Genomic DNA, 25,147 nt, shown 5'->3' with positions numbered 1-25,147 from the left:
GGTTGCGCGGCCCGCACTCGCATTTTGACAAGGCCAGACAGACGGGTTACTGACATCCTCAATGGGATGTCTGACTGGGTTTGAGCAATGAATAATCGCGACGTGGATCGGCCAAAGGGCCGCAACCTTTTTCTTGCGGCGCGGATAGGCGCAGGTGGCATCTTCGCGCTCTTCTTTGTTGTTTTTCTGCTTGGAACGGGCCAGCGGGCCGATGCGCAATCCTATCGCTTTTCTTCTGTGGCGATTGAAGGAAACCAACGGATCGAAACCGGAACGATTCTGTCCTATGCGGGCATTGCGCGCAACGAGACCGTCTCGGCGGGGCAGCTGAACGACGCGTACCAAAAAATCCTTGGATCGGGTCTTTTTGAAGATGTGGAGCTGGTGCCGCAGGGCAGCAATCTTTTGATCCGCGTGGTCGAGTTTCCGACGATCAACCAGATCGCGTTTGAGGGTAACGACAAGATCAAGGATGAAGACCTTGCCGGGTTCATCCAGAGCAAATCGCGTCAGGTGTTCAGCCCGACACAGGCCGAGCGGGACGCTGGCGTTATCTCTGAGGCCTATAGCCAGAACGGCCGCATCGCTGCGCGGGTGACACCCAAAGTGATCCGCCGGAGCGACAATCGCGTCGATCTGGTGTTTGAAATCTTTGAAGGACGCAAGATCGAGGTTCAGCGCATCGGTTTTGTTGGCAACAAGGCCTTTTCCGACACGCGCCTGCGTCGTGTGGTTGAAAGCAAGCAGACAGGCCTTCTGCGCGCCCTGATCGAACGGGATACATTCGTCGAGGACCGCGTTAATTTTGATCGGCAGGTTCTGAGCGATTTCTACAATTCGCGCGGGTTTGTCGATTTTCGCGTCACCGGCACCAATGCCGAGCTTGCGCGCGAGCGGGATGCCTATTTCGTTACCTTCAACATTCAAGAAGGCCAACAGTTCCGGTTTGGGGAAATCACCACCGTTAGCGAAATTAACGGTGTCGAGGCCGAAATCTATGGCGACACACTCAAGATCAAACCCGGAGTGGTCTATTCACCGACGCTGGTCGAAAGCTCCATCGCCCGGATGGAGCGTTTGGCGCTCAAGAATGGTGTCGATTTCATGCGCGTCGAGCCACGGATCACGCGCAACGACCGGGATTTGACGCTGGATGTTGAATTCGTGATCCAACGCGGTCCGCGCGTATTTGTCGAGCGGATCGACATTGAAGGCAACACCACCACGCTTGACCGCGTGATCCGGCGCCAATTTGATCAGGCCGAGGGTGATCCCTTTAACCCGCGCTCGATCCAACAGGCTGCGGACCGTATCCGGGCTTTGGGCTATTTCGAGGACGTCGACGTGAACGCCCGCGAGGGATCACGCCCCGATCAGGTTGTGATCGAAACAGATGTCGAGGAAACCACAACCGGCACCGTTTCGGTCGGGGCGAGTTTCTCGACCAACTCGGGTCTTGGCGTTTCGCTTGGCTTTTCCGAGCGCAATTTCATCGGGCGCGGTCAGCAACTGACGGCTCAGATTCTCGCGACGGCTGACAACATCAACTACAACTTGGGCTTTGTTGAACCGGCCTTTCTTGGGCGGGACGTGGCGCTTGGTCTCGATTTCTCTTTCCGGGAAACCGAAAGCGACAACAGTCTTTTTGATACGGCAATCGGAACGTTCCGGCCCAGTCTGACGTTTCCGACTGGCGAGAACACGCGCCTGAATGTCTATTACAATACCAGCTACGAGGATATGACCGACTATCAGGGCACGTCCGGCATTCTTCAGAACGAGATCGCGCAAGGCGGGCTATGGACCAGTTCCGTGGGCTATAATTTCAGCTTTGACACGCGGGCCGGTGGGCTAAACCCCAATGCCGGTGTGCTTTTGTCCTTTGGTCAGGAATTCGCTGGACTTGGTGGGGATAACGATTTCATCAAAACCACGGCGCGGCTTGTGGGACAGACCACGGTCTTGAACGAGGATGTGACGCTTCGCGCAATCCTTGAAGGGGGCGCGCTCAACTTCTCTGGAAGCAGGGATAGCCGGTTCCTCAATCGTTTTGGATCTCAGGTCATTCGCGGGTTTGAGCCGAACGGCATGGGACCGATCGAAGGTAACGAGCTTTTGGGCGGTGATTTTTTCGCAGCCCTCAAGTTTGAAGCAGAGTTCCCACTTGGTCTGCCGGATGAATATGGCATCACGGGCGGTGCTTTTTACGATATCGGCTCAATCTGGGGTATTGGAAACCGGGGATCGGTTGCGCCGGGCAATACACTGTCGTCGACAGGGTTCAAGGCGCGCCACGTGATTGGTGTTTCCTTGTTCTGGTCGTCGCCATTTGGTCCGATCCGGATGAACTTTTCCAAGGCCCTCGAAAAGGAACCGGGCGATATCGAGCAGACCTTTGATCTGACCGTTCGCACGGAATTCTGATCATGCGTGCGGCGCTTGCCCGGTTGGGCCTGTGCCTTGGGGTCACTCTTGGCGCGGCCTTTCCTCTCTATGCGCAGCAGATCGGCGTCATCCAGAGCGATGTTTTGGTGATCGACCCCGAACGCATGCTGCTCGAGTCCGAATATGGCAAGCGTTTGCAACAAGACATTCAGGCCGAGCGGGACCGGCTGATCGCCTATAATGAAACGATCGCGCAGGAGCTGGAAGCGGAAGAGCAGAGGCTGACCGCGTTGCGCGCGACCACGGCACCCAATGCGTTCCGGGACATGGCCGATGCATTTGACCAGAGGGTCGAAGAGCTGCGTCTTGAGAGCGAGCGGCGCTCTCGGGAATTGGAACGGCGGCGCGAATTGATCCCGATTCAGTTCATGCGTGTCGTGCAGCCGGTGCTGTCGGACCTGCTGACCGAGGCCAATGCAATGGTGATGATTGATGCGCGCGCGGTGTTGTTGCACAGCGGCGCAGCAGATGTCACGGACTTGGCAGTGCTGCGGATCAATGAACAGATCGGTGTTGGGCCGCTGGTGCCAGATGCGACGGTGCCCAGCGATCAGACGCCAAGCCAACCCGCACCCACGAACGATTAGGTAACGCAAGTCATCTTGCCCATAGTCCTGCGGATTGCTACGCACGCGGGGCACGGCACGTGAAAGGACAACCCATGACCGAGTCCCTCAAATCCGCAGATATTCATCTGATTCAGCGGATCATCCCGCATCGTTATCCGTTTTTGCTGGTGGATAAGGTGGTCGACATTGACGGTTATCAATCGGCGCGTGGGATCAAGAACGTGACCATGAACGAGCCGCATTTCCAAGGGCATTTTCCCGGCAAGCCGATCATGCCCGGCGTCACCATCATCGAGGCCATGGCGCAGACGGCTGCCGTAATGGTGGGCACCGCGCTTGAGATGCAGGATCGCAATATGCTGGTCTATTTCATGGCCATCGACAGCGCCAAGTTTCGACGCATGGTGGTGCCGGGCGATGTGCTTGAAATGAAGCTGCACACGACGCGGGGCAAGCCGGGGGGCAAGGTCTGGAAATTCTCGGGGATTGCAGAGGTTGAGGGTGAACTCGCCGCAGAGGCCGAGTTCACTGCTATGATGGACCTGCCCAAAGCCTGAAGCGCAGAGTTATTGAGGCGTGGTGATCGCTTCGATCTTGGGCATGATATCTGGCATTGCGTCTTGAAGCGTGGCTGAAATCATCGGCTGCTGAATTTGTGCCAATTGCGGCATCTTGCGCATGACTGCGCCGCCGTGCTCGGAGGTGTAGAAATCACGCAGGGCGGTCAACTCCTCTAATGTCATGAGGTCGGCCATGACCTCATCTTGCTTGCGCATCACATCGGTCAGGGGCTGTGTCAGGTGATCGAGAAAAAGTTTGTCGATCTCGGCAAGCTGCTCTTCTGACAGTCGCTGACCGTTGGCCGCTATTTGCTGGATCATAGGCTGCCAGAGGCGGCGAATAAATTCCTCGATGTCCGCGTCGGTCACGGTGGCGTCGATATAGTCCTTGGCAATAGCGACACGGGCGGCGCGCTCATCCTGTGCATGCGCAGGTATGGCAAGGCAAAGCGCAACCAAAGCGCCGGTCAAAATCCGCATGGGGAGCAACTCCTGAGGGTGAAAGATCGTTGTAACCAAACAGCTCTGTGCCGGGCTGTCAACGGACGGCCGCCATATGGCTTGCACAGGTGGCGAGGGGTTGATATTTCCAGCGGACAAAACCCGATAGAATTGATCGGATAGACCAAGAGGCCCCGGTGCAGACCCCAATTCCCCGGCTGGAAATCAAGAACCTGATGCGCCGCTACGACGGTCGGCATGTGGTCAATAACGTCTCCTTGCGGGTGATGCCGGGGCATGTGACCTGCCTGCTGGGGCCGTCTGGATGTGGCAAATCGACGACGCTGCGGATGATCGCAGGGGTCGAGATGCAGGATTCGGGCGAGATATGGGTGGATGGCTCGCTGGTCTGTGACACGGTCTATCGCGTGCCCCCCGAGCGGCGTCATATCGGTCTGATGTTTCAGGATTTCGCGCTGTTCCCCCATCTGAGCGTGGCGCGGAATGTCGGCTTTGGCCTGAGCGGGGATAAGGCCGCCAAGCAACGTCGCATCGAGGAATTGCTCGATCGGGTTGGGCTTTCGCGATATCTTAACGCCTATCCCCATGAACTTTCCGGGGGCGAGCAGCAGCGCGTTGCCCTTGCGCGAGCATTGGCACCCCGTCCCGGTATCATGCTGATGGACGAGCCTTTTTCCGGTCTTGATAACCGCCTGCGCGACGGTATCCGCGACGAGACGCTGGAAATTCTGCGCGAACAGGATACGGCGGTGCTATTGGTGACGCATGAGCCCGAAGAGGCGATGCGCATGGCTGATGAGATTGCGCTGATGCGCGATGGGCGGATCGTGCAGCAGGGTGCGCCCTATAACGTCTACAACGCCCCCGTGGATCGCAGCGCCATGGCGTTTTTCTCAGAGGTCAATGTGATCCGGGGGCGGGTGCGCGGCTCGCTGGTTGATACCCCGTTTGGTCAGTTTCTCTCGCCGGGGGCCTATGAGGGCAGCGAAGTCGAGATTGTGATCCGGCCACAGCACATCAAGATCGACTTTGACCGGCACGGGCGCGGCCCCAATCCAACCCCACAGGATGGCACGCCCGCGCGCGGTGTGGTCGAGCGCGCGCGCTTCATGGGGTCCGAGAGCCTGGTCGAGTTTCGTATGGATCACGACGGGTCACTACTCAAGGCCACCGTGCCCAACGTGTTCCTGCCCAGACCGGGCAAGGCGCTCTGGCTGATGATCCGGCGCGACCGCTGTTTCCTTTTTCCCGTTAAGGGCTGAGGCGCGCGTCTTAGACCAGACGCGAGGTTGCAAGCGCCGCGCGCACGAAATCCGCAAAGAGCGGATGCGGCGCGAAAGGCTTGGATTTCAGTTCGGGGTGATATTGCACGCCGATGAACCACGGGTGATCTGACGATTCCACAATCTCGGGCAGGCGGCCATCGGGCGACATCCCCGAAAACGTCAGGCCGCAGCCTTCGAGCTTCTCGCGATACTTGGTGTCCACCTCATAGCGGTGGCGGTGACGCTCATCAATCGCGGTGGTGCCATAGATCGCCGCAACCCGCGTGCCGTCCTTGAGCACGGCATCATAGGCCCCAAGACGCATGGTGCCGCCCTTGTCATCGCTGACCTTGCGCTGAACCTTCTCGTTGCCCTGCACCCATTCCTTGAGGTGGTAGACGACCGGCTCGAACCGGCGCTTGCCAGCCTCATGATCGAACTCTTCTGATCCGGCGTCCTTCATGCCGGCCACATTGCGCGCGGCCTCAATCACCGCCATCTGCATGCCAAGGCAAATGCCGAGATAGGGGATCTTGCGGGTGCGGGCGAATTCTGCTGCCTTGATCTTGCCCTCGGTGCCACGTTCGCCAAAGCCGCCGGGCACAAGAATGGCGTGAAACCCCTCAAGGTGGGCGGCGGGGTCTTCCCGCTCGAAAATCTCGGCATCGACCCATTCCACGTTGACCTTGACCCGGTTGGCCATGCCACCATGGATCAGCGCCTCTTTGATCGACTTATAGGCATCCTCAAGCTGCACATATTTGCCGACAATGGCGATATTGACCGCCCCGTCGGTGTTTTGGATGCGGTCCACCACATCAAGCCAGACTGTCAGGTCGGGTTTGGGGGCGGGGCTGATTTGAAACACATCGAGCACGGCCTGATCCAGCCCTTCGCGGTGATATGCCAGCGGGGCCTCATAAATGGATTTGAGATCATAGGCCGCGACGACATGTTCTTTGCGGACATTGCAAAACAGCGCAATCTTTTCGCGTTCCTTGTCCGGGATCGGCTGTTCCGAGCGACAGACAAGGATATCAGGCGCGATGCCGATGCTCTGCAATTCCTTGACGCTGTGTTGCGTCGGTTTGGTCTTTAACTCGCCACTGGCGGCAAGATAGGGCAGGAGGGTTAGATGCATGAAAATGCACTGTCCGCGCGGGCGGTCATGGCTGAACTGGCGGATCGCCTCGAAGAAGGGCAACCCCTCGATATCGCCGACAGTACCGCCGATTTCGCAGAGCATGAAATCAACCTCATCCTCACCAATGCTCAGGAAGTCTTTGATTTCATTGGTGACATGCGGCACCACCTGAATGGTTTTGCCGAGGTAATCGCCGCGGCGTTCCTTTTCCAGCACATTGGAATAGATGCGCCCGGAACTGACCGAGTCAGAAATCCGTGCTGGCACGCCGGTGAACCGTTCGTAATGGCCAAGATCAAGATCGGTTTCGGCACCATCATCGGTCACGAAGACTTCGCCATGCTCAAAAGGCGACATCGTGCCGGGATCGACATTGAGATAGGGATCAAGTTTGCGGAGCCGTACTGAGAACCCGCGCGCTTGCAACAGCGCCCCAAGTGCGGCCGAAGCAAGCCCTTTGCCGAGCGAAGACACAACGCCGCCGGTGATGAAAATATATCGTGCCATGCGCTGAGGCCCCCGTGATCTCGTGTTTTTTATGGTCGGTCAAAAAACCCAGAGATGGCCCAAAAGACCACCCTGCCACGGGATTTAACCTCTACAGGATTCGCTAGGATTACGCAAGCCAACCGCTAGATGATGTTGCGTAATCCCGTCGTGCCCTCAAAGAATTGTGTCAGTCCGCTGTCGGTGTCAAAGGTGCCGTATCGCCTGCAGGCGGTGGCATCAATGCGTCAACATCGGGAAGCGCGGGCGTGGTCGTCTCTGCCGCGGGCGGCTGATCGGTCAGACGGTCCAGAACCGAGACCCCAGCGGCATTTTGCGCCGCGATGATGGTCAGCGTGATCGAGGTCACGATGAATGCCGCCGCGAGAATCCATGTCATCTTGCCCAGGGCCGTGGCCGCCGCGCGGCCTGTCATGGCCCCGCCACCACCGCCACCCATGCCAAGCCCGCCGCCCTCGGAGCGTTGCAGCAGCACCACGCCGATAAGGGCGAGCGCAAGAAGAAGATGGACGGTCAGAACGACATTTTCCATGGATCAGGGGGCCTGTGCTTATGTCTCGATCTGCCGCTATCTATGCAATTCCGCGCCCGCCCGCAACCCGGCAATCGGCTCTGGCGTGCCAAATCGGGGAATGTAACGGCGTCTCGGGGGGCTGTGGTGAATTAGATGTTTCACCCGGCGCATCCCCCCGTTATACCGGCGCGCGGTTTGGACCAAATGCCGAGGGGTAAATCATGGCAAATGTCGTCGTCGTCGGGGCCCAGTGGGGGGACGAGGGAAAAGGCAAGATCGTCGATTGGCTGAGTGAACGCGCCGATGTGATCGCGCGCTTTCAGGGTGGCCATAATGCGGGCCATACTCTTGTGATCGACGGCAAGGTCTACAAGCTCAACGCGCTGCCCTCTGGCGTGGTGCGGGGTGGCAAGCTGAGCGTCATTGGCAATGGTGTGGTGCTGGACCCTTGGCATCTGGTCAAAGAGATCGCGTCGATCCGCGAGCAGGGCGTGACGATCACACCCGAGACGCTGATGATTGCCGAAAACACCCCGCTCATTCTGCCGATTCACGGTGAATTGGACCGCGCCCGCGAAGAAGCGGCCAGCAAAGGCACCAAGATCGGCACCACAGGGCGCGGCATCGGGCCTGCCTATGAGGACAAGGTGGGGCGTCGTTCGGTCCGGGTGGCGGATCTGGCGGATGAGGCCACTTTGATCGCGCGCGTGGACCGCGCGCTTCAGCATCACGATCCGTTGCGGCGCGGTCTTGGCATCGCCCCGGTTGATCGTGAGGCCCTGATTGCTCAGCTGAAAGACATCGCGGCGCAGATCCTGCCCTATGCCGCTCCGGTGTGGAAGGTGCTGAATGAACAGCGCCGCGCGGGCAAGCGGATTCTGTTTGAAGGCGCGCAGGGCGCCCTTCTGGATATTGATTTTGGCACCTACCCGTTTGTGACCTCTTCCAATGTGATCGCCGGTCAGGCGGCCACCGGCGTGGGCCTTGGGCCGGGGGCGATTGACTATGTGTTGGGCATCGTCAAGGCCTATACCACGCGCGTGGGCGAAGGGCCGTTTCCGACCGAATTGCACGATGCGGATGGTCAACGCCTTGGCGAGCGCGGGCATGAGTTTGGTACGGTGACGGGGCGCAAGCGGCGCTGCGGCTGGTTTGATGCTTGTCTCGTGCGGCAAACCTGCGTGACCTCTGGCGTCACTGGCATCGCACTCACGAAACTTGATGTGCTTGATGGGTTCGAGACGCTGAAAATCTGCGTGGGCTATGATCTGGACGGCACGCGGTTGGATTATCTGCCGACCGCTGCCGATCAACAGGCGCGGTGCACGCCGATCTATGAAGAGCTGCCGGGTTGGTCGCAATCGACCGAGGGCGCGCGCAGTTGGGCCGATCTGCCCGCCGAGGCCATCAAATATGTGCGCCGCGTCGAAGAGTTGATCGACTGTCCCGTCGCCCTACTATCTACCTCACCCGAGCGCGAGGATACGATCCTCGTGACAGACCCTTTCGCAGATTGAGGAGGACCGATGCCGCTCAGTTACAAGGCCCGGAAACGCTGGTCATTGGTGGTGTTGCTGGTGGGCTTGCCTGCCTATGTGGTGGCGGCAGTGACCCTTGTGAACTGGATGGATCGGCCCTCGATCTGGGTGGAATTGCTGATTTACGTGGGGTTGGGATTCCTTTGGATCGTGCCGCTCAAGCGCGTGTTCCTTGGGGTGGGGCAACCTGACCCGGACGCGTCAAAAGATTAACTTAGCCGTTCATATCCCTGAAAATACGTAAAAAACCGGCGCTTGCCCCTGAGCATGCGCCGGTTTTCTATTTCAGCCGCGCATCCGCGCCCCGTCCACGTCAAAGAGTGCTTCGGTGAGCATCTTTGCCGCCCGCTTGTGGCCCAAGATTTCGATCTCGGCCTGCAGCCCCGCCTCGGCCAGATCTGCGGGAATGAGGGCGAGCGCGATGGATTTGCCCGCATGGTGCGAATAGCCGCCCGAGGTACAAAAGCCACGCACCTCGCCGTCGATCCAGACCGGTTCGTATCCGTTGACATCGGCGTCCAGCGCTTCGACCTCAAACGCCACCAGTTTACGCGCCGCACCTGTCGCACGCTCCGCCTCGGCCGCCGCGCGACCAAAGAAATCGGTGTTCTTGGTAAAGCTGATGAACCGGTCCATCCCGGTCTCGCCGGGCGTGTAGTCTGGCGAGAACTCGTTGAGCCAAGAGCCAAAGAACCGATCCAGCCGCAGTGACATCATCGCCCGCATCCCAAAGGGCTGCATCCCGTGCTTTTGCCCCGACGACCAAAGCACATCCCAGAGCGCGCGTTGTGCCATCGGATCACAGAAAATCTCATAACCCAAGTCGCCGGTATAGCTGACACGCTGCACAAGGCAGTCAACCATCCCCACGGTGGCGCGGCGCACATCCATAAAGCGCATCTCGCCCAGCGGGTCACGGGTGCAGGCCATGAGCACCTCGCGCGCTTTTGGCCCGGCGATTTGGAACCCGTTAAGCCGGTCGGAAATATTCTCAACACGCACGCCTGTCGCCTCGTTCTGCGCGAACCAGCGCATATGGACAGCTTGCGCGCCATAAGAGGCGGTGAGTTGAAAGGTCGTGTCATTGAGACAAGAGACCGTGAAATCGCCCCAGAGCCGCCCCTTGGGCGAGAGCATCGGCGTGAGCGAGAGCCGCCCCGGCTTGGGAATGCGCCCGGCCATGATCCGGTCGAGCCAATCGCGGGCATTTGGCCCAGTGACAAGGTATTTGCCGAAATTATGCACCTCATTGATGCCCACGGCCTCGCGGACGGCTTTGACCTCGCGCGCGGTTGCATCCCATGCGTTGGAGCGGCGGAACGAGGGCGTCTCATAGCGCGGCTCGTCGGCTTTGGCAAAGTAGTTGACCACCTCCAAACCATATTGTGCGCCCCAGACTGCGCCCATACCGTCGAAGACCTCGTACATCGGTGTTTGGCGGAAAGGGCGTGCGGCGGGCAGTTCTTCGTTCGGGTAGCTGACGCTGAACCGTTTCTGATAGTTTTCAATGACTTTGGGCCGGGTGTAGCCCGGCGTGATCCAGTCGCCAAAGCGCGCCACATCCATCGCCGTCACGTCGCGTTCGCATTCGCCGTGGATCATCCATTGCGCCAGCATGAGGCCGACGCCACCGCCCTGAGAAAAGCCCGCCATCACGCCGCAGGCCGACCAATAGCCGCGCAGTCCGGGGATGGGGCCGACCAGCGGGTTGCCATCGGGGGCAAAGGTAAAGGGGCCATGAATGACCGATTTGACGCCCGCGTCTTCGAGAACGGGAAAACGACGATAGGCGAATTCGATGCTGGCTTCGATCTTGTCGAGGTTGTCGGGCAAGAGCTCGTGGCCGAAATCCCATGGCGTTCCGTCAACTGCCCATGGCCTGCAAGGCTGTTCATAAAAGCCGATACACAGCCCGCGACCCTCTTGGCGCAGATAGCTTTCGCCGGCGGGGTCCATGACATGCGGATGTTCGGTTTCGCGGTTGTAGATGTCGGGAATTTCGTCGGTGACGATGTACTGATGTTCCATCGGATGCAGCGGCAGGTAGACGCCCGCCATTGCCCCCACCTCGCGCGCCCAGAGGCCGCCCGCGTTGACCACATGCTCGGTGTGGATGGTGCCCTTGTCGGTTACAACATCCCAAGTGCCATCGGCGCGCTGTTTGGTTTCACGCACCATGCAATGCGTCTCGATGCTGGCCCCGCCCATGCGCGCAGCCTTTGCATAGGCATGGGTGGTTCCAGACGGGTCAAGATGCCCGTCCAGCGGATCGTAGAGACCGCCGATGATCCCCTCGATATTGGTCACCGGCGCGATCTTGGCGATTTCTTCGGGTGTTACGATATGGGTGTCGAGGCCCATGTAGCGGTGTTTGGCCCGCTCGGCCAAAAGCATGTCAAAGCGGTCCCGGTTGTCGGCAAGCGTCACACCGCCAACATGATGCAGCCCGCAGGACATGCCGGTGATCTCTTCAAGCTCCTTGTAAAGGCGGATGGTATAGCCCTGAAGGGCCGCCATATTGGTATCACCGTTCAGCGTATGAAACCCGCCCGCGGCGTGCCAGGTAGAGCCGGAGGTTAATTCCGAACGCTCCAACAGCATGACATCTGACCAGCCCAGCTTGGTCAGGTGATAGAGCACGGAACAGCCGACGACACCGCCGCCAATCACGACCACACGGGTGCTGGTCTTCATTTTATAACTCCCTGAGATTTTGCCAGAGCCTGCCAGTGGCGCTGGAAAGATCATGTCTGTTAGCGACAGATTATGCCGTATTTGCCTAGGGCTTTGCGCGGTATGGCACAGAATCCACCAGAGATTGCTTTAACAAATCTTGTGAAAATACAATCATAGGGAGAATCATTGAAAAGATTATCCCTTTAAAGTATTAGTTAATTGCTCGCGTTATTGTGCGGGTAACATCAATTTAACCTAGGAGGCCTTTGAAATGGCACAAGATTTTTATGAATTTGATCAAAGCGCAGTTGATGCCGCCCTTGACGTCGCGCGCCGCAGGCATGAGGGCCATACCGCAGCCAAGAATCTGACCGCACAGTCCGCTCTTCCGGCGGGTGGTGGGCATGTTGCGGTCGCGGCTCAGTGCATCTCTGTCAGCGTGTCAAACCATCAAGTCTGTATCAACCTTCCACTCGGGCTTGGCAAACATTGCCTGCCTCTGCCCGTATCCATCCCCGATGGCACTGCTGCCGAAGCGTGTTTGGACATTTGCACCAAGTTCGGCATCCCGACCGGCGTCAAAGTGTCGGTCAAGGTTGCCGGAAGCACGGTGATCAGCGAGACCTTTGGCATTTGCTGAGGTAACGCAGCTCTGACTCTTCTGACCGATTTATTTGGTGTGCGGCCTGTCCCTGTGGGGGCAGGCCAATCTTTTGCTCATTGGCGCTGACTTGCATCACAGCGACAGAATATGTCGGGGATCGGCAATCGAATTGCGGTCCACCGCTTCAGGATATGGGCAGAAAATTCCAAAGGGACCCCCCATGAAAACCCATGCACAGGCTGTCGTGATCGGCGGCGGCGTTATCGGATGCTCGATTCTCTACCACCTGACCAAGCTCGGGTGGACCGATGTTGTCCTTTTGGAGCGCAATGAATTGACCAGCGGAAGCACATGGCATGCCGCTGCGAATATCCACGGGCTGCACGACAGTGCCAATATCAGCCGGCTGCAACATTACACGATGAACCTCTATAACGAGTTGGAGGCAGAGACCGGACAAAGCTGTGGCGTGTTCCAGCCCGGCAGTCTCTATCTGGCACAAACCGAGAATCGCGAGCATCAGTTGCGCCTGCAAGCTGCCAAGGCCAAGCTTTACGGCATGAATTTTCATGAAATTGGCCGGGACGAGGCAGAACGCCTGCATCCGCTGGTGAATTTCGACGGTATCCGCTGCATCATGTATGAGCCCGATGGCGGCAATGTTGATCCGTCTGGCGTGACCAATGCCTATGCGGTGGGCGCACGGCAGCGCGGTGCGGAAATCCACCGCTTCACCCCGGTTACGGCGACAGTGCAGCAGGCGGATGGGTCTTGGATCGTCGAGACGCCCAAGGGCAATATCCATACGCCTTGGGTGATCAACGCGGCAGGGCTTTGGGGGCGTGAGGTGGCCAAGCTGGCGGGCATCGAATTGCCGCTGCAACCCACCGAACACCAGTATTTCGTCACCGAAATGATCGCTGAGATTGCGGGCCTGGATCGGCGTTTGCCGTCGGTGGCGGATCGCGACGGGGAATATTACCTGCGCCAAGAGGGCAAGGGGCTGCTGATCGGCGCCTATGAGCGCGATATGCGGTTCTGGGCCGAGGACGGCACGCCACTCGATTTTGCGCATGACCTATTTCCCGACGATCTGGAGCGGATTGAAGAAAACATGCTGCGCGCGATAGACCGGGTGCCTGTTGTGGGCACGGCGGGGATCAAGCGGGTGATCAACGGCCCGATGATCTGGTCACCCGACAGCAACGTGATTCTGGGGCCTGTGCCCGAGCTTAAGGGGTATTTCTGTTGTAATGGCATCATCCCCGGCTTTAGCCAGTCGGCGGGCATGGGCTGGATGGTCGCCGAATGGCTGATCAACGGCGAAATGAAATATGACATGTTTGCGTGGGACGTTGCGCGGTTTGGTCTCTGGGCCAATAATCGCGAATTCGTAAAGGCCAAGGTTCGCGATCAATACGCGCATCGCTTTTCGATCCATTTTCCGAATGAAGAGCGCAGCGCGGGGCGGCCTTTGCGGACACGGCCCGTCTATCAGATGCAAAAAGACATGGGTGCGGTGTTTGGCCTGAACTATGGCTGGGAGCATCCGCTGTGGTTCTCGGACGCGCCCGGCACGACTGACACCAACGGGTTTACCCGCCAGAATTGGTGGGGGCCGGTGGGTGAGGAATGCAAGATGCTGCGCGCGCGGGCCGGTATCATCGACATCTCGAATTTTGCCAAGTACCGGGTCAAGGGGCCGGGGGCGGAGGAGTGGCTGAACGCGGTCTTTGCCAACCGGATGCCTAAGGCGGTGGGGCGGTCGTGCCTGACGCCGCTGATTGGCGTGCGAGGCGGCATCGCGGGCGATGCCACCGTAACGCGGCTGGCCGAAGACGAGTTCTGGGTGATCTCCTCGGGCATGGCCGAGCGTTATCACAAGCGGTTCTTTGATGCCGTGCCGTTGCCGGAAGGGACCACATTCGAGAGCCTGACCGACACAGTCTGTGGGTTCAACGTGGCCGGGCCTAAATCGCGCGAGATGCTGCAACGGCTGACCAATGCCTCATTGGCGACAGAGGATTTCCCCTTTATGCGCTCGGCGCGGATTGAACTGGCTGGGGTCGATTGCGTTGCGATCCGTGTCAGTTTCACCGGCGATCTTGGCTGGGAATTGCACTGTCCCGCCGAGGATCAGGCGCAGCTTTACGCCGCCTTGTTGGCAGCGGGCCGCGAGATCGGGGCCGGGCCTGTGGGCAGCCGGGCGCTGATGAGCCTGCGCATCGAGAAGGGGTATGGATCGTGGAGCCGCGAATATAGCCCCGAATATTGGCCGCAAGAGGCGGGGCTTGCCGCGCTGTGCAAGATGGACAAGGATTTTCTCAATAAGCCCGCGCTTGAGGCGGTGATCGGCCAAGAACCCCGTGAGCGGCTGGTGATCTTGCATCTGGAGGAGGCGGATGTAAGCGCATCCAATGCCGATGCCACGGGTGGCGAGCCTATTTTCAAGGACGGTTTGGGCGTGGGGCGCGTGTCTTCGGGGGCTTATGGCTATTCCGTCGGCATGAGTTTGGCGCTTGGCTATGTCAAGGGCGGGGCGATGCCGGGCGATGCGGTGGAAGTGATGGTGCTGGGTCGCCCGCACCGCGCGCATATTCTGCACGCGGCACCGTTCGACCCAGAGGGCGCACGCCTGCGCTCCTGAGGCTTCAGGCGTCGCCGCTGTCGTTTTTAGCGCCAGCGGCGGCCTCTTTTGCGGCCTTCATGCGTTTGAGCTTTTCCACGAGATAGGCCCGCGCCTTGATATTGGCGCGGCGCACACGCACAGCGGTCAAGAACGCCTCTTCGGCGGTTTGTGAGGTGGCCCCGAGGATCTTTTGCACATCGGTGATAATCATCTCATCGCCGGTCGCCTCGACCGCCTTGATCACGTCGCGGGCCAATTCGTCGGCCAAATCCTCGGTCACGCCCATGGGGTGCTCCTTAGCGTGTATTTTCGGTCAGGCGCCGTTTGACATAGGTGCTGACCGATCCGATCATCGTGTCCATATGCGGCTCTTTGAAGAAGTGATCCGCACCCTCGACCTCTTGATGGGTGATGGTGATGCCGTGCTGTTCATGCAGCTTGTTCACCAAAGACTTGGTATCCGCAGGCGGGGCCACCCGATCATGACTGCCGTTGATGATCAGGCCAGAGGCGGGGCAGGGTGCCAGAAAGCTGAAATCATACATATTGGCGGGGGGCGACACAGAGATGAAGCCGGTGATTTCGGGCCGCCGCATCAGAAGCTGCATGCCGATCCAAGCGCCAAAGGAAAAGCCTGCGACCCAGCAATGTTTGGAATTGTTGTTCATGGATTGCAGGTAATCAAGCGCCGAGGCTGCATCGGACAATTCACCGATGCCTTGATCGTATTCGCCTTGGCTGCGACCCACCCCGCGGAAGTTAAAGCGCAGCACGGTAAAGCCCATGTTGTAAAAGGCGTAGTGCAGGTTATACACGACCTTGTTGTTCATGGTCCCGCCGAATTGCGGATGCGGATGCAACACGATCGCGATGGGCGCGTCTTTTTCCTTTTGCGGGTGGTAGCGGCCTTCGAGCCGGCCTTCGGGGCCGGGAAAGATAACCTCGGGCATGGGTTCCCTGTGTCCTCTTCATGGGTGAGTGCGATAATCTTGACGACTTCGCTCGGGCACCTTAGAAATGTTCTAAATTGTGATCCGGGCCAGGATGGCTCAGAGCGAGATAAGCCTTGTGTCGCGCAAGGTCAATCTGTTCGCGTGGGGGGACGCCAATGAAACTGAGCACAAAAGGGCGCTATGCGATGGTTGCACTGGTCGATATCGCCTTGCAGCCGGCGGGATCGGTGGTGACTCTTGGCGATATTTCGAGGCGGCAGGATATTTCGCTGCCGTATCTGGAGCAGCTTTTCGTCAAATTGCGGCGGGCAGATCTGGTGAAATCGGTGCGCGGGCCCGGTGGGGGCTATCGTCTGATGCGCCCGGCGTCGGAAATCCGGGTCACGGATATTCTGGCGGCAGTGGATGAGACGATTGATGCGCTGCACAAGGGCGCGGGTGCCTCGGGTGCCGCGAGCGGATCGCGGGCGCAGTCTATGACCAACCGTTTGTGGGAGGGGCTGAGTGCGCATGTCTATGTGTTCTTGCACCAAACGCGGCTGAGCGATGTGGCGGGCAATTCGTTGGCACCCTGTCCGGCGGTGCCGCATCTTTTTGCCGTGGTGGATGACGAGTGATCAGGCTTGTGTAAGGGCTGCGCTGTCGCAGACCCTGCGTATTTCACTTGGAAGAACGGACAATCATGCAGAGAGTCTATCTCGATTATAACGCAACCGCCCCGCTGCGCGTTGAAGCGCGCGAGGCCATGCTGGACGCGATGGATCTGATCGGTAACCCCTCGAGCGTGCATGCCGAGGGGCGCGCCGCCAAAGGGCTGATCGAGCGCGCGCGGGCGCAAGTGGCGACGGCGCTTGGCGCGGATGGGGCTGATGTGATTTTCACCTCTGGGGCGACCGAAGCGGCGGCGCTCGCCTGTATTGGGCGACACCTCCATGGTGCTGCGGTCGAGCATGACGCGCTGACGTCTTGGATAACGCCCGATTTGCCGGCTGATACCGACGGGCGGGTTGCGGTTGCGGATCCGGCGCAGGCTGTCTTGCAACTGGCCAATTCCGAAACCGGCGTGGTGCAAGCGCTGCCCAATGGGCTGGCCGTTAGCGATATGACCCAGGCCTTTGGCAAGCTGCCGCTGGCCTTTAACTGGTCCGGTGTCGAGATGGCGTTGATTTCGGCGCATAAACTTGGCGGACCGAAAGGGGTAGGGGCGCTGGTGATCAAGCGCGGCACCGATCTTGCGGCGCAGATCCGAGGGGGTGGGCAGGAAATGGGCCGCCGTGCGGGCACCGAGAATGTGGTTGGAATCGCCGGATTCGGGGCTGCGGCAGAGGCGGCCGGGCATGATTTGGCCGAGGGTATCTGGGGCCCCATCGAAAAACTTAGAAACATTCTAGAAAATACCATTGCAGAGTTTTCAAATGAGACTATTTTTGTCGGGAAAGCTGCGCCGCGATTGCCGAACACCAGTTGTTTCATCACGCCCGGATGGAAGGGCGAAACACAGGTGATGGCGATGGACCTTGCCGGGTTTGCGATCTCTGCCGGGAGTGCGTGCTCCAGTGGCAAGGTCAAATCCAGTCGGGTGCTGCGCGCGATGGGGTTTGACGAGGCCATGGCGGGAAGCGCTATCCGCGTATCGCTGGGGCCGCAGACGACCGAGGACGACATTTTACGCTTTGCCGAGAGTTGGCTGAAGCGCTTGCAAAAACATCGTGGCCGTTTGGCCTGAGACGTAAGGAGAGGGGAATGGCTGCTGTGGACAAGGTTCAGGTCAAAGACGGGGTAGACCAGGAAACCGTCGATGCGGTCCGTCAAGTCGGCGAGGCGTATAAATACGGCTGGAATACCGATATCGAGATGGATTACGCGCCGCTTGGCCTGAATGAGGACATCGTGCGGCTGATCTCTTCCAAGAATGAAGAGCCGGAATGGATGACCGAGTGGCGGCTTGAAGCCTATCGCCGCTGGCTGACCAAGACAGAGCCCGAATGGGCGATGGTCGATTACCCCAAGATCGATTTTCAGGCGCAGTATTACTATGCGCGCCCCAAGTCGATGGAGGTCAAGCCCAAGTCATTGGACGAGGTCGATCCCAAGCTGCTGGCAACCTATGAAAAGCTTGGTATTCCGCTCAAGGAGCAGTTGATCCTTGCCGGGGTTGAGGGGGCAGAGGATGCGCCCGCCGAAGGCCGCAAAGTGGCGGTCGACGCGGTGTTTGATTCGGTGTCCGTGGGCACCACCTTTCAAAAGGAACTGCGCCAGGCCGGGGTGATCTTTTGCTCCATCTCCGAGGCGATCCGCGAGCATCCTGAACTGGTCAAGAAATACCTCGGCTCTGTCGTGCCGGTCAGTGACAATTTCTATGCCACGCTGAATTCGGCAGTCTTTTCAGACGGGTCTTTTGTCTATGTGCCGCCCGGCGTGCGCTGCCCGATGGAATTGAGCACCTATTTCCGGATCAATGCCGAGAATACGGGGCAGTTCGAGCGGACGTTGATCATCGCCGACAAGGGATCGTATGTCAGCTATCTTGAAGGCTGCACCGCGCCCAAGCGTGACACCAGCCAGTTGCACGCCGCTGTGGTCGAGATCATCATCGAGGAAGACGCCGAGGTGAAATATTCCACGGTGCAGAATTGGTATCCGGGCGATGAGAACGGGAAGGGTGGCATCTACAACTTTGTCACCAAGCGCGCCGACTGCCGGGGCGACCGGGCCAAGGTGATGTGGACGCAGGTGGAAACCGGCTCTGCCGTCACTTGGAAATACCCGTCCTGCATCCTGCGCGGCGATGACAGCCAAGGCGAATTCTATTCCATCGCTATCGCCAACAACTATCAGCAGGCCGATACCGGCACCAAGATGATCCATCTGGGCAAGAATACCCGGTCACGCATCGTGTCCAAGGGCATCAGCGCGGGCCATGCACAGAACACCTATCGTGGGTTGGTCAGCATGCACCCCAAAGCCAAGAACAGCCGCAATTACACGCAATGCGACAGCTTGCTCATTGGTGACAAATGCGGCGCGCATACCGTGCCCTATATAGAGGTCAAGAACAACTCGAGCCGGGTCGAGCATGAGGCCACCACCTCCAAGGTGGATGACGATCAGATGTTCTATTGCCGCGCCCGTGGCATGGACGAGGAAGAGGCGGTGGCGCTTGTCGTCAACGGATTCTGCCGCGACGTGTTGCAGGCGCTGCCGATGGAGTTTGCCATGGAAGCGCAGCAGTTGGTGGCGATTTCGTTGGAAGGGTCGGTGGGCTAACGTCCACCCTCGGGGAAAGTGCGATGATTGTAACCACAACTCCGAGTGTAGAAGGCCGCAAGATAGTGGATTATCGCGGCATCGTCGTGGGTGAGGCAATCATGGGGGCCAATATCGTGCGCGATTTCTTTGCGCAGATCACCGATGTGGTGGGCGGTCGGTCTGACTCTTACGAAAGCAAGCTGCGCGAAGCGCGTGAAGTCGCGTTAAGCGAGTTGGAAGAGCGCGCAGCAGAGCTTGGGGCCGATGCCGTGGTTGGGGTCGATCTCGATTACGAGGTGGTGGGCGATTCGATGCTTATGGTCTCGGCCAGCGGCACAGCGGTCGTACTGGACTGATATGGTTGGGTCAGACACCATAGACAGGCCGGTTCTTACCCTGCCCGATGCAGAAGCGGCGCATCTGCGCGAGGTGTATGCGCGGGCGGGGGTGATCCTTGAATATGGGTCTGGCGGTTCGACCGTGGTGGCCGCCGAGATGCAGGGCAAGCGGGTCTTTTCGGTCGAAAGCGATCAGGCCTGGGCCGAAATGATGCGTGGTTGGTTTGCACAAAATCCACCCGTGGCAGGCACAGAGGTGGACGTGATCTGGTCTGATGTCGGACCGACCAAGGATTGGGGCTTCCCGCGCGATGCGAGTGGTTGGAAGACCTATGCGCAATATCCGCTCAAGATCTGGGATATGGCAGGTTTCGCGCAACCCGATGTGGTGTTGGTGGACGGGCGGTTTCGTACCGGCTGTGCCCTGGCGGCGGCGCTGCGCACTCAGCGACCTGTCACGGTTCTGTTCGACGATTACGCCCCGCGCAAGCATTACCACCGGATCGAGGATTTCATCGGCGCGCCCCGGCGGATGATCGGGCGGATGGCAGAATTCGAGGTGACCCCGCAGGGTGTGAACCCTGCGCACCTCTTGACGATCATAGAGATGATGACGCGGCCCTGATGCCGCCAAGATATATAGAAGGATCATGGAAAATGTTGGAAATCAATAACCTGCACGTCGATCTTGAAGAAGAAGACAAGACCATTCTCAAAGGGGTCAACCTGAGTGTTGAGGCCGGCACAGTGCATGCGATCATGGGGCCCAACGGCTCTGGCAAGTCGACGTTGTCCTATGTCCTTTCGGGGCGCGACGGCTATAAGGTGACGGATGGCAGTGCCACTCTGGCCGGTGTTGATCTGCTCGACATGGACCCAGAAGAGCGCGCGGCGGCGGGGCTGTTTCTGGCGTTTCAATACCCGGTCGAAATTCCGGGCGTGGGTAACATGACCTTTCTGCGCACCGCCGTAAACGCGCAGCGCAAGGCGCGCGGCGAAGAGGAAATGAGCGCGGCAGAGTTCCTTAAGGTCGTCCGGGAAAAAGCGAAGACGCTCCAGATTGACGCCGATATGCTGAAGCGTCCGGTCAATGTGGGTTTCTCCGGGGGTGAGAAAAAGCGCAACGAAATCCTCCAGATGGCGATGCTGGAGCCCAAGATGTGCATTCTCGACGAGACCGATTCGGGCTTGGACGTGGACGCAATGAAACTGGTGTCGGACGGGGTGAATGCGCTGCGCGATGCGGGCCGTGCCTTTCTGGTGATCACGCATTACCAGCGGTTGCTTGACCATATCAAACCGGATGTCGTGCACATCATGTATGATGGGCGCATCATCAAGACCGGCGGGCCCGAACTTGCTCTCGAAGTCGAGCAGAACGGCTATGCCGATATTCTGGCGGAGGTCGCGTGATGGCGCAGCCGCAAGCTAAGCAAACAGCGCTTGAGGCGCGGCTGGAGGCCATGACATTGCCCAAAGGCGGGCTTTGGGCGACGGGCGCGCGTGAGGCGGCGCTGACGCGATTGCAGGCTATGGGCCTGCCGGATCGGCGCGATGAATACTGGAAATTCACTCGCCCCGACAGCCTGGCGCAAGCCGAGGCACCGCATGCGGCGCTGTTTCTCAATGACGATGAGCCGGATAGCTTTGCAGCGGTTGATCGGCTCAAGCTGGTTTTCGTCGATGGCGTGTTCGATGCCGAGGCGAGTGATGATCTGACACTGGAAGGGGTGCGTATCGACCGGCTGAGCATGGCCGCGAAGAGCGATATCCATTGGGTGCGCGATCTCTACGGCGTGCTCGAAGAACGTGGGCAAACGCCTGTGGTGCGTCCGCTCGCCGCTCTGAACACCGCCTATGCCTCGGACGGGGTTCTGATCCATGTGACGGGCCGCCCGAGCAAGCCCATCAATCTGGTTTATGTGCATAAATCAGAGGTTTCTGATGCGATCCTGCATCATGTGATCAAGCTTGATCCCGAGGCCGAAGTTACCATTCTCGAGAATGGCCCCGCCGCCGCGCGGTTCAACAAGGTGATGGAAGTTGACGTCGGCGACGGCGCACGGTTTCACCATATCCGCACGCAGGGGCGTGATCACGAACGGCGCGCCGCGACCCATGTCTTTGCCCGGTTGGGAGCGGAGAGCCTCTTTAAATCCTTCACCCTGACGGCCAATGGGGTGATGACACGCAATGAATGTGTGATTGAGCTGTTGGGCGATGATGCGGTGGCGCATGTGGCAGGGGCCGCCATGGGCGATGGAGATTTCCATCAGGATGACACGGTCTTCGTGACCCATGATGCGCAGCGCTGTGAGAGTCGACAGGTGTTCAAAAAAGTGCTGCGCAACGGGGCGACGGGCGTGTTTCAAGGTAAGATCCTGGTGAAACCCGGCGCACAAAAGACGGATGGCTATCAGATCAGCCAAGCGCTCTTGTTGGATGAGGACAGCCAGTTCCTGGCCAAGCCGGAACTGGAAATCTATGCCGATGACGTGGCCTGTTCGCATGGCTCGACCTCGGGGGCGATTGACGAGGATGCGCTCTATTATCTGCGGGCGCGGGGCATTCCGCGGCCGATCGCAACCGATCTGCTGACGCTCTCGTTTCTGGCCGAAGCCGTTGAGGAAATCGAGGATGAGGGCCTGCGCGAGGATATCAACAGCCAGCTTGCTGCCTGGCTGGAGCGCAGGCGCCGCTGATGCCGGTCACGACCGATCTTGTGGCCACCTATCGCGGTCCGCGCCGGGTGGTGCGGCGCTTGTTGGCCATGGGCCCGCGTGAAGACCGCGCGCTGGTGATGCTGATTGCGGCCTGTGTGGTGGTGTTTGTGGCGCAATGGCCACGCCTTGCGCGAGAGGCGCATTTGACGGGCCAAGAGCTTAATCCGCTGCTGGGGGCCTCGCTCTTGGCTTGGATTTTTATTGCGCCGTTGATCCTCTATGCACTGGCACTTATGAGCCATGGCATTGCACGGGTGTTGCGTGGCAAAGGAACCGCCTTTGGCGCGCGGATTGCCCTCTTCTGGGCGTTTCTGGCCGCTAGTCCGTTGATCTTGTTACATGGTCTTGTCGCTGGATTCGTCGGGCCTGGGCTTGAATTGCAGGGGGTGGGCCTTTTGTGGTTGCTGGTTTTCCTGTGGTTCTGGGTGTCGGGGTTGATCGAGGCAGAATGGGGCGGGGCATGACGCAGGCAGAGTTCAAAGCGCTGTTGCTGGAAACCTTGTTTCGCCCGCGAGAGGCGGCACGGGCGCTGATCGGGTTTGGCCTGCCGCAGCAGATACTGTGGATGGCACTGGTGCTGATGTCGGTGCTCAATGCTATCGTGTATTCTGTGTCATTGCGCCTTGCGCCGCCGATGGACCCGACCGCGCCAACGCTGATGCCGCCGGCGTTTCATTCGCCGCTGCTTTTCACCCTGTTCTTGTTGGGGGCGCTTGTCATCACGGTCTATGCGCTCTTTTGGGTCGGCGGCATGCTGGGGGGCAAGGCGGCAGTGCAGGATGTTCTGGTGCTGATTTGCTGGTTGCAGGTCCTGCGCCTTATCCTGCAAGCGGCGGTTGCCGTGCTTGTTCTGGCCTTGCCAACGGTGGCAGCCCTGTTGATCTTTGTGTCGTCGGTCTGGGGGATTTATATCCTGACAGGATTCGTAGATACGGCGCACCGCTATGACAACATGCTGAAATCATTTGGAATTATCATCCTGTCCATTGCCGCAATGGCGGTCGGACTAAGCATTCTGCTAAACCTTGTCGGCGTGGCCGCAATGGGAGGGGCATAAGATGTTCGATGTCGAGAAAATTCGTGCCGATTTCCCAATCCTTGCACGAGAAGTGAACGGTAAACCCTTGGTTTATTTGGATAATGGGGCATCCGCACAAAAGCCGCAGGTGGTGATCGACGCAGTCACTCGGGCGTATTCGATGGAATATGCCAATGTGCATCGCGGGCTGCATTACCTAAGCAACCTCGCCACCGAGAAATACGAGGCGGTGCGCGGGATCGTTGCGCGGTTTCTGGGGGTGGCCGATGAGGATCAGATCATCTTCAACTCTGGCACCACCGAGGGCATCAATATGGTCGCCTATGGCTGGGCGATGCCACGCATGGAAGCCGGTGACGAGATTATCCTGAGCATCATGGAGCATCACGCCAACATCGTGCCGTGGCACTTTCTGCGCGAGCGTCAGGGCGTCGCGCTGAAATGGGTGGATGTGGATTCGCGCGGTTCTCTCGACCCGCAAAAGGTGATTGATGCGATCACGCCCAAGACGAAACTGATTGCAATAACACATCTTTCCAATGTGTTGGGGACCAAGGTTGATGTGAAGGCGATCTGCGATGCTGCCCGGGCGCGCGGTGTACCGGTGCTGGTTGATGGCTCTCAAGCGGCGGTGCATATGCCGCTCAACCTTGATGAGATGGGGTGTGATTTTTACGCGATCACTGGGCACAAGCTCTATGGGCCGTCGGGATCAGGGGCGATTTTCGTCCGAAAAGAGCGGATGGCCGAAATGCGCCCGTTCATGGGCGGCGGCGATATGATCCGCGAGGTGACGCGCGACGGGGTGACCTATAATGATCCGCCAATGAAGTTTGAGGCGGGCACGCCGGGCATCGTCCAAACGATTGGCCTAGGGGTCGCCTTGGAGTATATGATGGGCATTGGCATGGGGGCGATCAGCGCCCATGAGGATGATCTGAGCCACTATGCGCAAGAACGTTTGGCGGGGCTCAACTGGATCAATGTGCAAGGCACGGCACCGGATAAGGCGGCGATTTTCTCTTTTACCATGCAAGGTGCTGCGCATGCCCACGACATCTCGACCATTCTCGACAAAAAGGGCGTGGCGGTGCGGGCCGGGCAGCATTGCACCGGGCCGCTGATGGAGCATCTGGGGGTAAGTGCCACCTGCCGCGCGTCTTTTGCCATGTATAACACGCGCGAAGAAGTGGATGTGTTGGTCGAAGCTCTTGAGCTGGCGCATGAGCTTTTCGGCTGATTTTACGATTGCGGGGCCGGTCTGGCCCCGCTATACCACCGCAAAAGTGGACCCATAGCTCAGCTGGATAGAGCGCTGCCCTCCGAAGGCAGAGGCCAGAGGTTCGAATCCTCTTGGGTCCGCCATTAACGCTCCTCAGTGACAAATCTCACCTTGCCGATATAGGGCAGGTTACGATTGCGTTGGGCATAGTCGATGCCATAGCCCACGACAAACTCATCGGGGATCTCGAACCCGATCCAGTCGGCCCGAATATCCGCCTCGCGGCGGGAGGGTTTGTCGAGAAGGGCGATGGTTCGGAGCTTATGCGGCCTTCGGCTCTGGAGGAGGTGCAGCACGTGAAAAAGTGTATGACCTGTATCCACGATATCTTCGACAACAAGCACGTCGCGCCCTTCAATATCGCCACGCAAGTCCTTGAGAATACGCACTTCTCGACTGCTTTCCATGGCGTTTCCATAAGAAGAGGTCTCAACAAAATCAACCTCGACCGGCAGGTCAAGCTCGCGCACGAGATCGGCGATAAAGATGAAAGAGCCGCGCAAGAGGCCCACCACCACCAATTTTTGGGTGCCTGCAAATTCGGCCTTGATCTCATGCGAAAGCGCCTCGATTCGCGCGGCTATGCTCTTGGCCGAGATCATTTTATCGATAACATAGGCGTGCTGCGGCATGTGACCCCCTTGAACATC

At 58.9% G+C, this 25,147-nt stretch carries 25 protein-coding genes and 1 tRNA gene; 19 read left to right on the top strand and 7 right to left on the bottom strand.

The window, feature by feature from the left end:
- The first annotated feature begins 87 nt into the window (after positions 1-87).
- The 3 genes from bamA to fabZ all read left to right on the top strand — a co-directional run bounded on the left by bamA (position 88) and on the right by fabZ (position 3,571).
- Positions 88-2,424: an outer membrane protein assembly factor BamA gene (gene bamA, locus RAK1035_RS15055; RefSeq protein ID WP_008280974.1), complete on the top strand. Its 2,337-nt coding sequence runs from the start codon at positions 88-90 to the stop codon at positions 2,422-2,424.
- A 2-nt stretch (positions 2,425-2,426) separates the two neighbouring features.
- Positions 2,427-3,032 carry an OmpH family outer membrane protein gene (locus tag RAK1035_RS15050; RefSeq protein WP_008280973.1) on the top strand — a complete coding sequence of 202 codons (606 nt, stop codon included), beginning with the start codon at positions 2,427-2,429 and terminating at the stop codon, positions 3,030-3,032.
- A 74-nt stretch (positions 3,033-3,106) separates the two neighbouring features.
- The gene (fabZ, locus tag RAK1035_RS15045; protein WP_008280972.1) at positions 3,107-3,571 is read left to right on the top strand and encodes a 3-hydroxyacyl-ACP dehydratase FabZ; all 465 of its coding nucleotides are present in this window, start codon (positions 3,107-3,109) and stop codon (positions 3,569-3,571) included.
- Between the two features lie 9 nt (positions 3,572-3,580).
- Here fabZ and RAK1035_RS15040 read toward each other — a convergent pair whose 3' ends face one another.
- Complete coding sequence (locus RAK1035_RS15040) at positions 3,581-4,054, bottom strand: DUF2059 domain-containing protein (RefSeq protein ID WP_008280971.1); 474 nt, start codon at positions 4,052-4,054, stop codon at positions 3,581-3,583.
- Between the two features lie 158 nt (positions 4,055-4,212).
- Between RAK1035_RS15040 and RAK1035_RS15035 the strand changes: the two genes are divergently transcribed.
- Positions 4,213-5,298: an ABC transporter ATP-binding protein gene (locus RAK1035_RS15035; protein WP_008280969.1), complete on the top strand. Its 1,086-nt coding sequence runs from the start codon at positions 4,213-4,215 to the stop codon at positions 5,296-5,298.
- Positions 5,299-5,308: 10 nt separating this feature from the next.
- Here RAK1035_RS15035 and RAK1035_RS15030 read toward each other — a convergent pair whose 3' ends face one another.
- Both RAK1035_RS15030 and secG read right to left on the bottom strand, forming a co-directional pair.
- Positions 5,309-6,952, bottom strand: a complete 1,644-nt coding sequence (locus RAK1035_RS15030) for a CTP synthase (RefSeq protein ID WP_008280968.1) — start codon at positions 6,950-6,952, stop codon at positions 5,309-5,311.
- Between the two features lie 169 nt (positions 6,953-7,121).
- Positions 7,122-7,484 carry a preprotein translocase subunit SecG gene (gene secG, locus RAK1035_RS15025; RefSeq protein ID WP_008280967.1) on the bottom strand — a complete coding sequence of 121 codons (363 nt, stop codon included), beginning with the start codon at positions 7,482-7,484 and terminating at the stop codon, positions 7,122-7,124.
- 203 nt (positions 7,485-7,687) lie between these two features.
- On the opposite strand from secG, the gene RAK1035_RS15020 reads away from it, so the two are divergent.
- Both RAK1035_RS15020 and RAK1035_RS15015 read left to right on the top strand, forming a co-directional pair.
- Positions 7,688-8,983, top strand: coding sequence for an adenylosuccinate synthase (locus RAK1035_RS15020; RefSeq protein WP_008280966.1), 1,296 nt, complete (start codon positions 7,688-7,690; stop codon positions 8,981-8,983).
- A 9-nt stretch (positions 8,984-8,992) separates the two neighbouring features.
- The gene (locus RAK1035_RS15015) at positions 8,993-9,217 is read left to right on the top strand and encodes a DUF2842 domain-containing protein (protein WP_008280965.1); all 225 of its coding nucleotides are present in this window, start codon (positions 8,993-8,995) and stop codon (positions 9,215-9,217) included.
- A 72-nt stretch (positions 9,218-9,289) separates the two neighbouring features.
- Here the strand turns inward: RAK1035_RS15015 and RAK1035_RS15010 are convergent, their stop codons facing one another.
- On the bottom strand, positions 9,290-11,698 hold the full coding sequence (locus tag RAK1035_RS15010; protein WP_008280964.1) for a GcvT family protein: 2,409 nt from the start codon (positions 11,696-11,698) through the stop codon (positions 9,290-9,292).
- 253 nt (positions 11,699-11,951) lie between these two features.
- Here RAK1035_RS15010 and RAK1035_RS15005 point away from each other — a divergent pair, with 253 nt between their 5' ends.
- Complete coding sequence (locus RAK1035_RS15005; RefSeq protein WP_008280963.1) at positions 11,952-12,320, top strand: hypothetical protein; 369 nt, start codon at positions 11,952-11,954, stop codon at positions 12,318-12,320.
- Positions 12,321-12,504: 184 nt separating this feature from the next.
- On the top strand, positions 12,505-14,931 hold the full coding sequence (locus RAK1035_RS15000) for a GcvT family protein (RefSeq protein WP_008280962.1): 2,427 nt from the start codon (positions 12,505-12,507) through the stop codon (positions 14,929-14,931).
- A gap of 4 nt (positions 14,932-14,935) precedes the next feature.
- Here the strand turns inward: RAK1035_RS15000 and RAK1035_RS14995 are convergent, their stop codons facing one another.
- Both RAK1035_RS14995 and RAK1035_RS14990 read right to left on the bottom strand, forming a co-directional pair.
- Positions 14,936-15,199, bottom strand: a complete 264-nt coding sequence (locus RAK1035_RS14995; protein ID WP_008280961.1) for a hypothetical protein — start codon at positions 15,197-15,199, stop codon at positions 14,936-14,938.
- Between the two features lie 10 nt (positions 15,200-15,209).
- A complete protein-coding gene (locus RAK1035_RS14990; protein ID WP_008280960.1) occupies positions 15,210-15,863 on the bottom strand; it encodes an alpha/beta hydrolase in 654 nt (217 codons plus the stop codon).
- Positions 15,864-16,021: 158 nt separating this feature from the next.
- Between RAK1035_RS14990 and RAK1035_RS14985 the strand changes: the two genes are divergently transcribed.
- From RAK1035_RS14985 to RAK1035_RS14935, 11 genes are all read left to right on the top strand, one after another.
- Positions 16,022-16,483, top strand: coding sequence for an Rrf2 family transcriptional regulator (locus RAK1035_RS14985; RefSeq protein WP_008280959.1), 462 nt, complete (start codon positions 16,022-16,024; stop codon positions 16,481-16,483).
- A gap of 65 nt (positions 16,484-16,548) precedes the next feature.
- The gene (locus RAK1035_RS14980; RefSeq protein ID WP_008280958.1) at positions 16,549-17,592 is read left to right on the top strand and encodes a cysteine desulfurase family protein; all 1,044 of its coding nucleotides are present in this window, start codon (positions 16,549-16,551) and stop codon (positions 17,590-17,592) included.
- A gap of 17 nt (positions 17,593-17,609) precedes the next feature.
- Positions 17,610-19,133 carry a Fe-S cluster assembly protein SufB gene (sufB, locus tag RAK1035_RS14975; protein WP_008280957.1) on the top strand — a complete coding sequence of 508 codons (1,524 nt, stop codon included), beginning with the start codon at positions 17,610-17,612 and terminating at the stop codon, positions 19,131-19,133.
- Positions 19,134-19,156: 23 nt separating this feature from the next.
- Complete coding sequence (locus RAK1035_RS14970) at positions 19,157-19,471, top strand: heavy metal-binding domain-containing protein (protein ID WP_037297626.1); 315 nt, start codon at positions 19,157-19,159, stop codon at positions 19,469-19,471.
- A 1-nt stretch (position 19,472) separates the two neighbouring features.
- Positions 19,473-20,078 carry a hypothetical protein gene (locus RAK1035_RS14965; protein ID WP_008280955.1) on the top strand — a complete coding sequence of 202 codons (606 nt, stop codon included), beginning with the start codon at positions 19,473-19,475 and terminating at the stop codon, positions 20,076-20,078.
- A 32-nt stretch (positions 20,079-20,110) separates the two neighbouring features.
- A complete protein-coding gene (gene sufC, locus RAK1035_RS14960) occupies positions 20,111-20,866 on the top strand; it encodes a Fe-S cluster assembly ATPase SufC (protein WP_008280954.1) in 756 nt (251 codons plus the stop codon).
- Positions 20,866-22,155, top strand: coding sequence for a Fe-S cluster assembly protein SufD (gene sufD / locus RAK1035_RS14955; RefSeq protein ID WP_008280953.1), 1,290 nt, complete (start codon positions 20,866-20,868; stop codon positions 22,153-22,155). Before sufC ends, sufD begins: the two co-directional genes overlap by 1 nt.
- Positions 22,155-22,640: a hypothetical protein gene (locus RAK1035_RS14950; RefSeq protein WP_008280952.1), complete on the top strand. Its 486-nt coding sequence runs from the start codon at positions 22,155-22,157 to the stop codon at positions 22,638-22,640. Before sufD ends, RAK1035_RS14950 begins: the two co-directional genes overlap by 1 nt.
- Positions 22,637-23,233 carry a Yip1 family protein gene (locus RAK1035_RS14945; RefSeq protein WP_232279195.1) on the top strand — a complete coding sequence of 199 codons (597 nt, stop codon included), beginning with the start codon at positions 22,637-22,639 and terminating at the stop codon, positions 23,231-23,233. Before RAK1035_RS14950 ends, RAK1035_RS14945 begins: the two co-directional genes overlap by 4 nt.
- 1 nt (position 23,234) lies before the next feature.
- Complete coding sequence (locus RAK1035_RS14940; protein WP_008280950.1) at positions 23,235-24,455, top strand: cysteine desulfurase; 1,221 nt, start codon at positions 23,235-23,237, stop codon at positions 24,453-24,455.
- Positions 24,456-24,503: 48 nt separating this feature from the next.
- A tRNA-Arg gene (locus tag RAK1035_RS14935) sits at positions 24,504-24,580 on the top strand.
- On the opposite strand, the gene hpt is transcribed toward RAK1035_RS14935, so the two are convergent.
- Complete coding sequence (gene hpt, locus RAK1035_RS14930; protein WP_008280949.1) at positions 24,581-25,129, bottom strand: hypoxanthine phosphoribosyltransferase; 549 nt, start codon at positions 25,127-25,129, stop codon at positions 24,581-24,583.
- Positions 25,130-25,147: the final 18 nt, after the last annotated feature.

Origin of the sequence: Roseovarius sp. AK1035 (genome assembly GCF_003288315.1) — a bacterium.
Lineage (GTDB): Bacteria > Pseudomonadota > Alphaproteobacteria > Rhodobacterales > Rhodobacteraceae > Roseovarius > Roseovarius mucosus_A.
Note: the sequence above shows the minus strand (reverse complement) of the source record. Positions and strands in the feature narration are given on the sequence as shown.

What these genes read in the sequence shown, in the direction of transcription:
- RAK1035_RS14965 (WP_008280955.1), top strand. Translation starts at nt 19,473, where the DNA reads ATGGTTGGGTCAGACACCATAGACAGGCCGGTTCTTACCCTGCCCGAT.
- fabZ (WP_008280972.1), top strand. Translation starts at nt 3,107, where the DNA reads ATGACCGAGTCCCTCAAATCCGCAGATATTCATCTGATTCAGCGGATC.
- RAK1035_RS15040 (WP_008280971.1), bottom strand. Translation starts at nt 4,054, where the DNA reads ATGCGGATTTTGACCGGCGCTTTGGTTGCGCTTTGCCTTGCCATACCT.
- secG (WP_008280967.1), bottom strand. Translation starts at nt 7,484, where the DNA reads ATGGAAAATGTCGTTCTGACCGTCCATCTTCTTCTTGCGCTCGCCCTT.
- RAK1035_RS15030 (WP_008280968.1), bottom strand. Translation starts at nt 6,952, where the DNA reads ATGGCACGATATATTTTCATCACCGGCGGCGTTGTGTCTTCGCTCGGC.
- RAK1035_RS14995 (WP_008280961.1), bottom strand. Translation starts at nt 15,199, where the DNA reads ATGGGCGTGACCGAGGATTTGGCCGACGAATTGGCCCGCGACGTGATC.
- RAK1035_RS15015 (WP_008280965.1), top strand. Translation starts at nt 8,993, where the DNA reads ATGCCGCTCAGTTACAAGGCCCGGAAACGCTGGTCATTGGTGGTGTTG.
- RAK1035_RS14970 (WP_037297626.1), top strand. Translation starts at nt 19,157, where the DNA reads ATGATTGTAACCACAACTCCGAGTGTAGAAGGCCGCAAGATAGTGGAT.
- sufC (WP_008280954.1), top strand. Translation starts at nt 20,111, where the DNA reads ATGTTGGAAATCAATAACCTGCACGTCGATCTTGAAGAAGAAGACAAG.
- RAK1035_RS14980 (WP_008280958.1), top strand. Translation starts at nt 16,549, where the DNA reads ATGCAGAGAGTCTATCTCGATTATAACGCAACCGCCCCGCTGCGCGTT.
- hpt (WP_008280949.1), bottom strand. Translation starts at nt 25,129, where the DNA reads ATGCCGCAGCACGCCTATGTTATCGATAAAATGATCTCGGCCAAGAGC.
- RAK1035_RS14950 (WP_008280952.1), top strand. Translation starts at nt 22,155, where the DNA reads ATGCCGGTCACGACCGATCTTGTGGCCACCTATCGCGGTCCGCGCCGG.
- RAK1035_RS14985 (WP_008280959.1), top strand. Translation starts at nt 16,022, where the DNA reads ATGAAACTGAGCACAAAAGGGCGCTATGCGATGGTTGCACTGGTCGAT.
- RAK1035_RS15010 (WP_008280964.1), bottom strand. Translation starts at nt 11,698, where the DNA reads ATGAAGACCAGCACCCGTGTGGTCGTGATTGGCGGCGGTGTCGTCGGC.
- sufB (WP_008280957.1), top strand. Translation starts at nt 17,610, where the DNA reads ATGGCTGCTGTGGACAAGGTTCAGGTCAAAGACGGGGTAGACCAGGAA.
- RAK1035_RS14940 (WP_008280950.1), top strand. Translation starts at nt 23,235, where the DNA reads ATGTTCGATGTCGAGAAAATTCGTGCCGATTTCCCAATCCTTGCACGA.
- RAK1035_RS15000 (WP_008280962.1), top strand. Translation starts at nt 12,505, where the DNA reads ATGAAAACCCATGCACAGGCTGTCGTGATCGGCGGCGGCGTTATCGGA.
- RAK1035_RS14990 (WP_008280960.1), bottom strand. Translation starts at nt 15,863, where the DNA reads ATGCCCGAGGTTATCTTTCCCGGCCCCGAAGGCCGGCTCGAAGGCCGC.
- RAK1035_RS15050 (WP_008280973.1), top strand. Translation starts at nt 2,427, where the DNA reads ATGCGTGCGGCGCTTGCCCGGTTGGGCCTGTGCCTTGGGGTCACTCTT.
- sufD (WP_008280953.1), top strand. Translation starts at nt 20,866, where the DNA reads ATGGCGCAGCCGCAAGCTAAGCAAACAGCGCTTGAGGCGCGGCTGGAG.
- RAK1035_RS15005 (WP_008280963.1), top strand. Translation starts at nt 11,952, where the DNA reads ATGGCACAAGATTTTTATGAATTTGATCAAAGCGCAGTTGATGCCGCC.
- RAK1035_RS14945 (WP_232279195.1), top strand. Translation starts at nt 22,637, where the DNA reads ATGACGCAGGCAGAGTTCAAAGCGCTGTTGCTGGAAACCTTGTTTCGC.
- bamA (WP_008280974.1), top strand. Translation starts at nt 88, where the DNA reads ATGAATAATCGCGACGTGGATCGGCCAAAGGGCCGCAACCTTTTTCTT.
- RAK1035_RS15020 (WP_008280966.1), top strand. Translation starts at nt 7,688, where the DNA reads ATGGCAAATGTCGTCGTCGTCGGGGCCCAGTGGGGGGACGAGGGAAAA.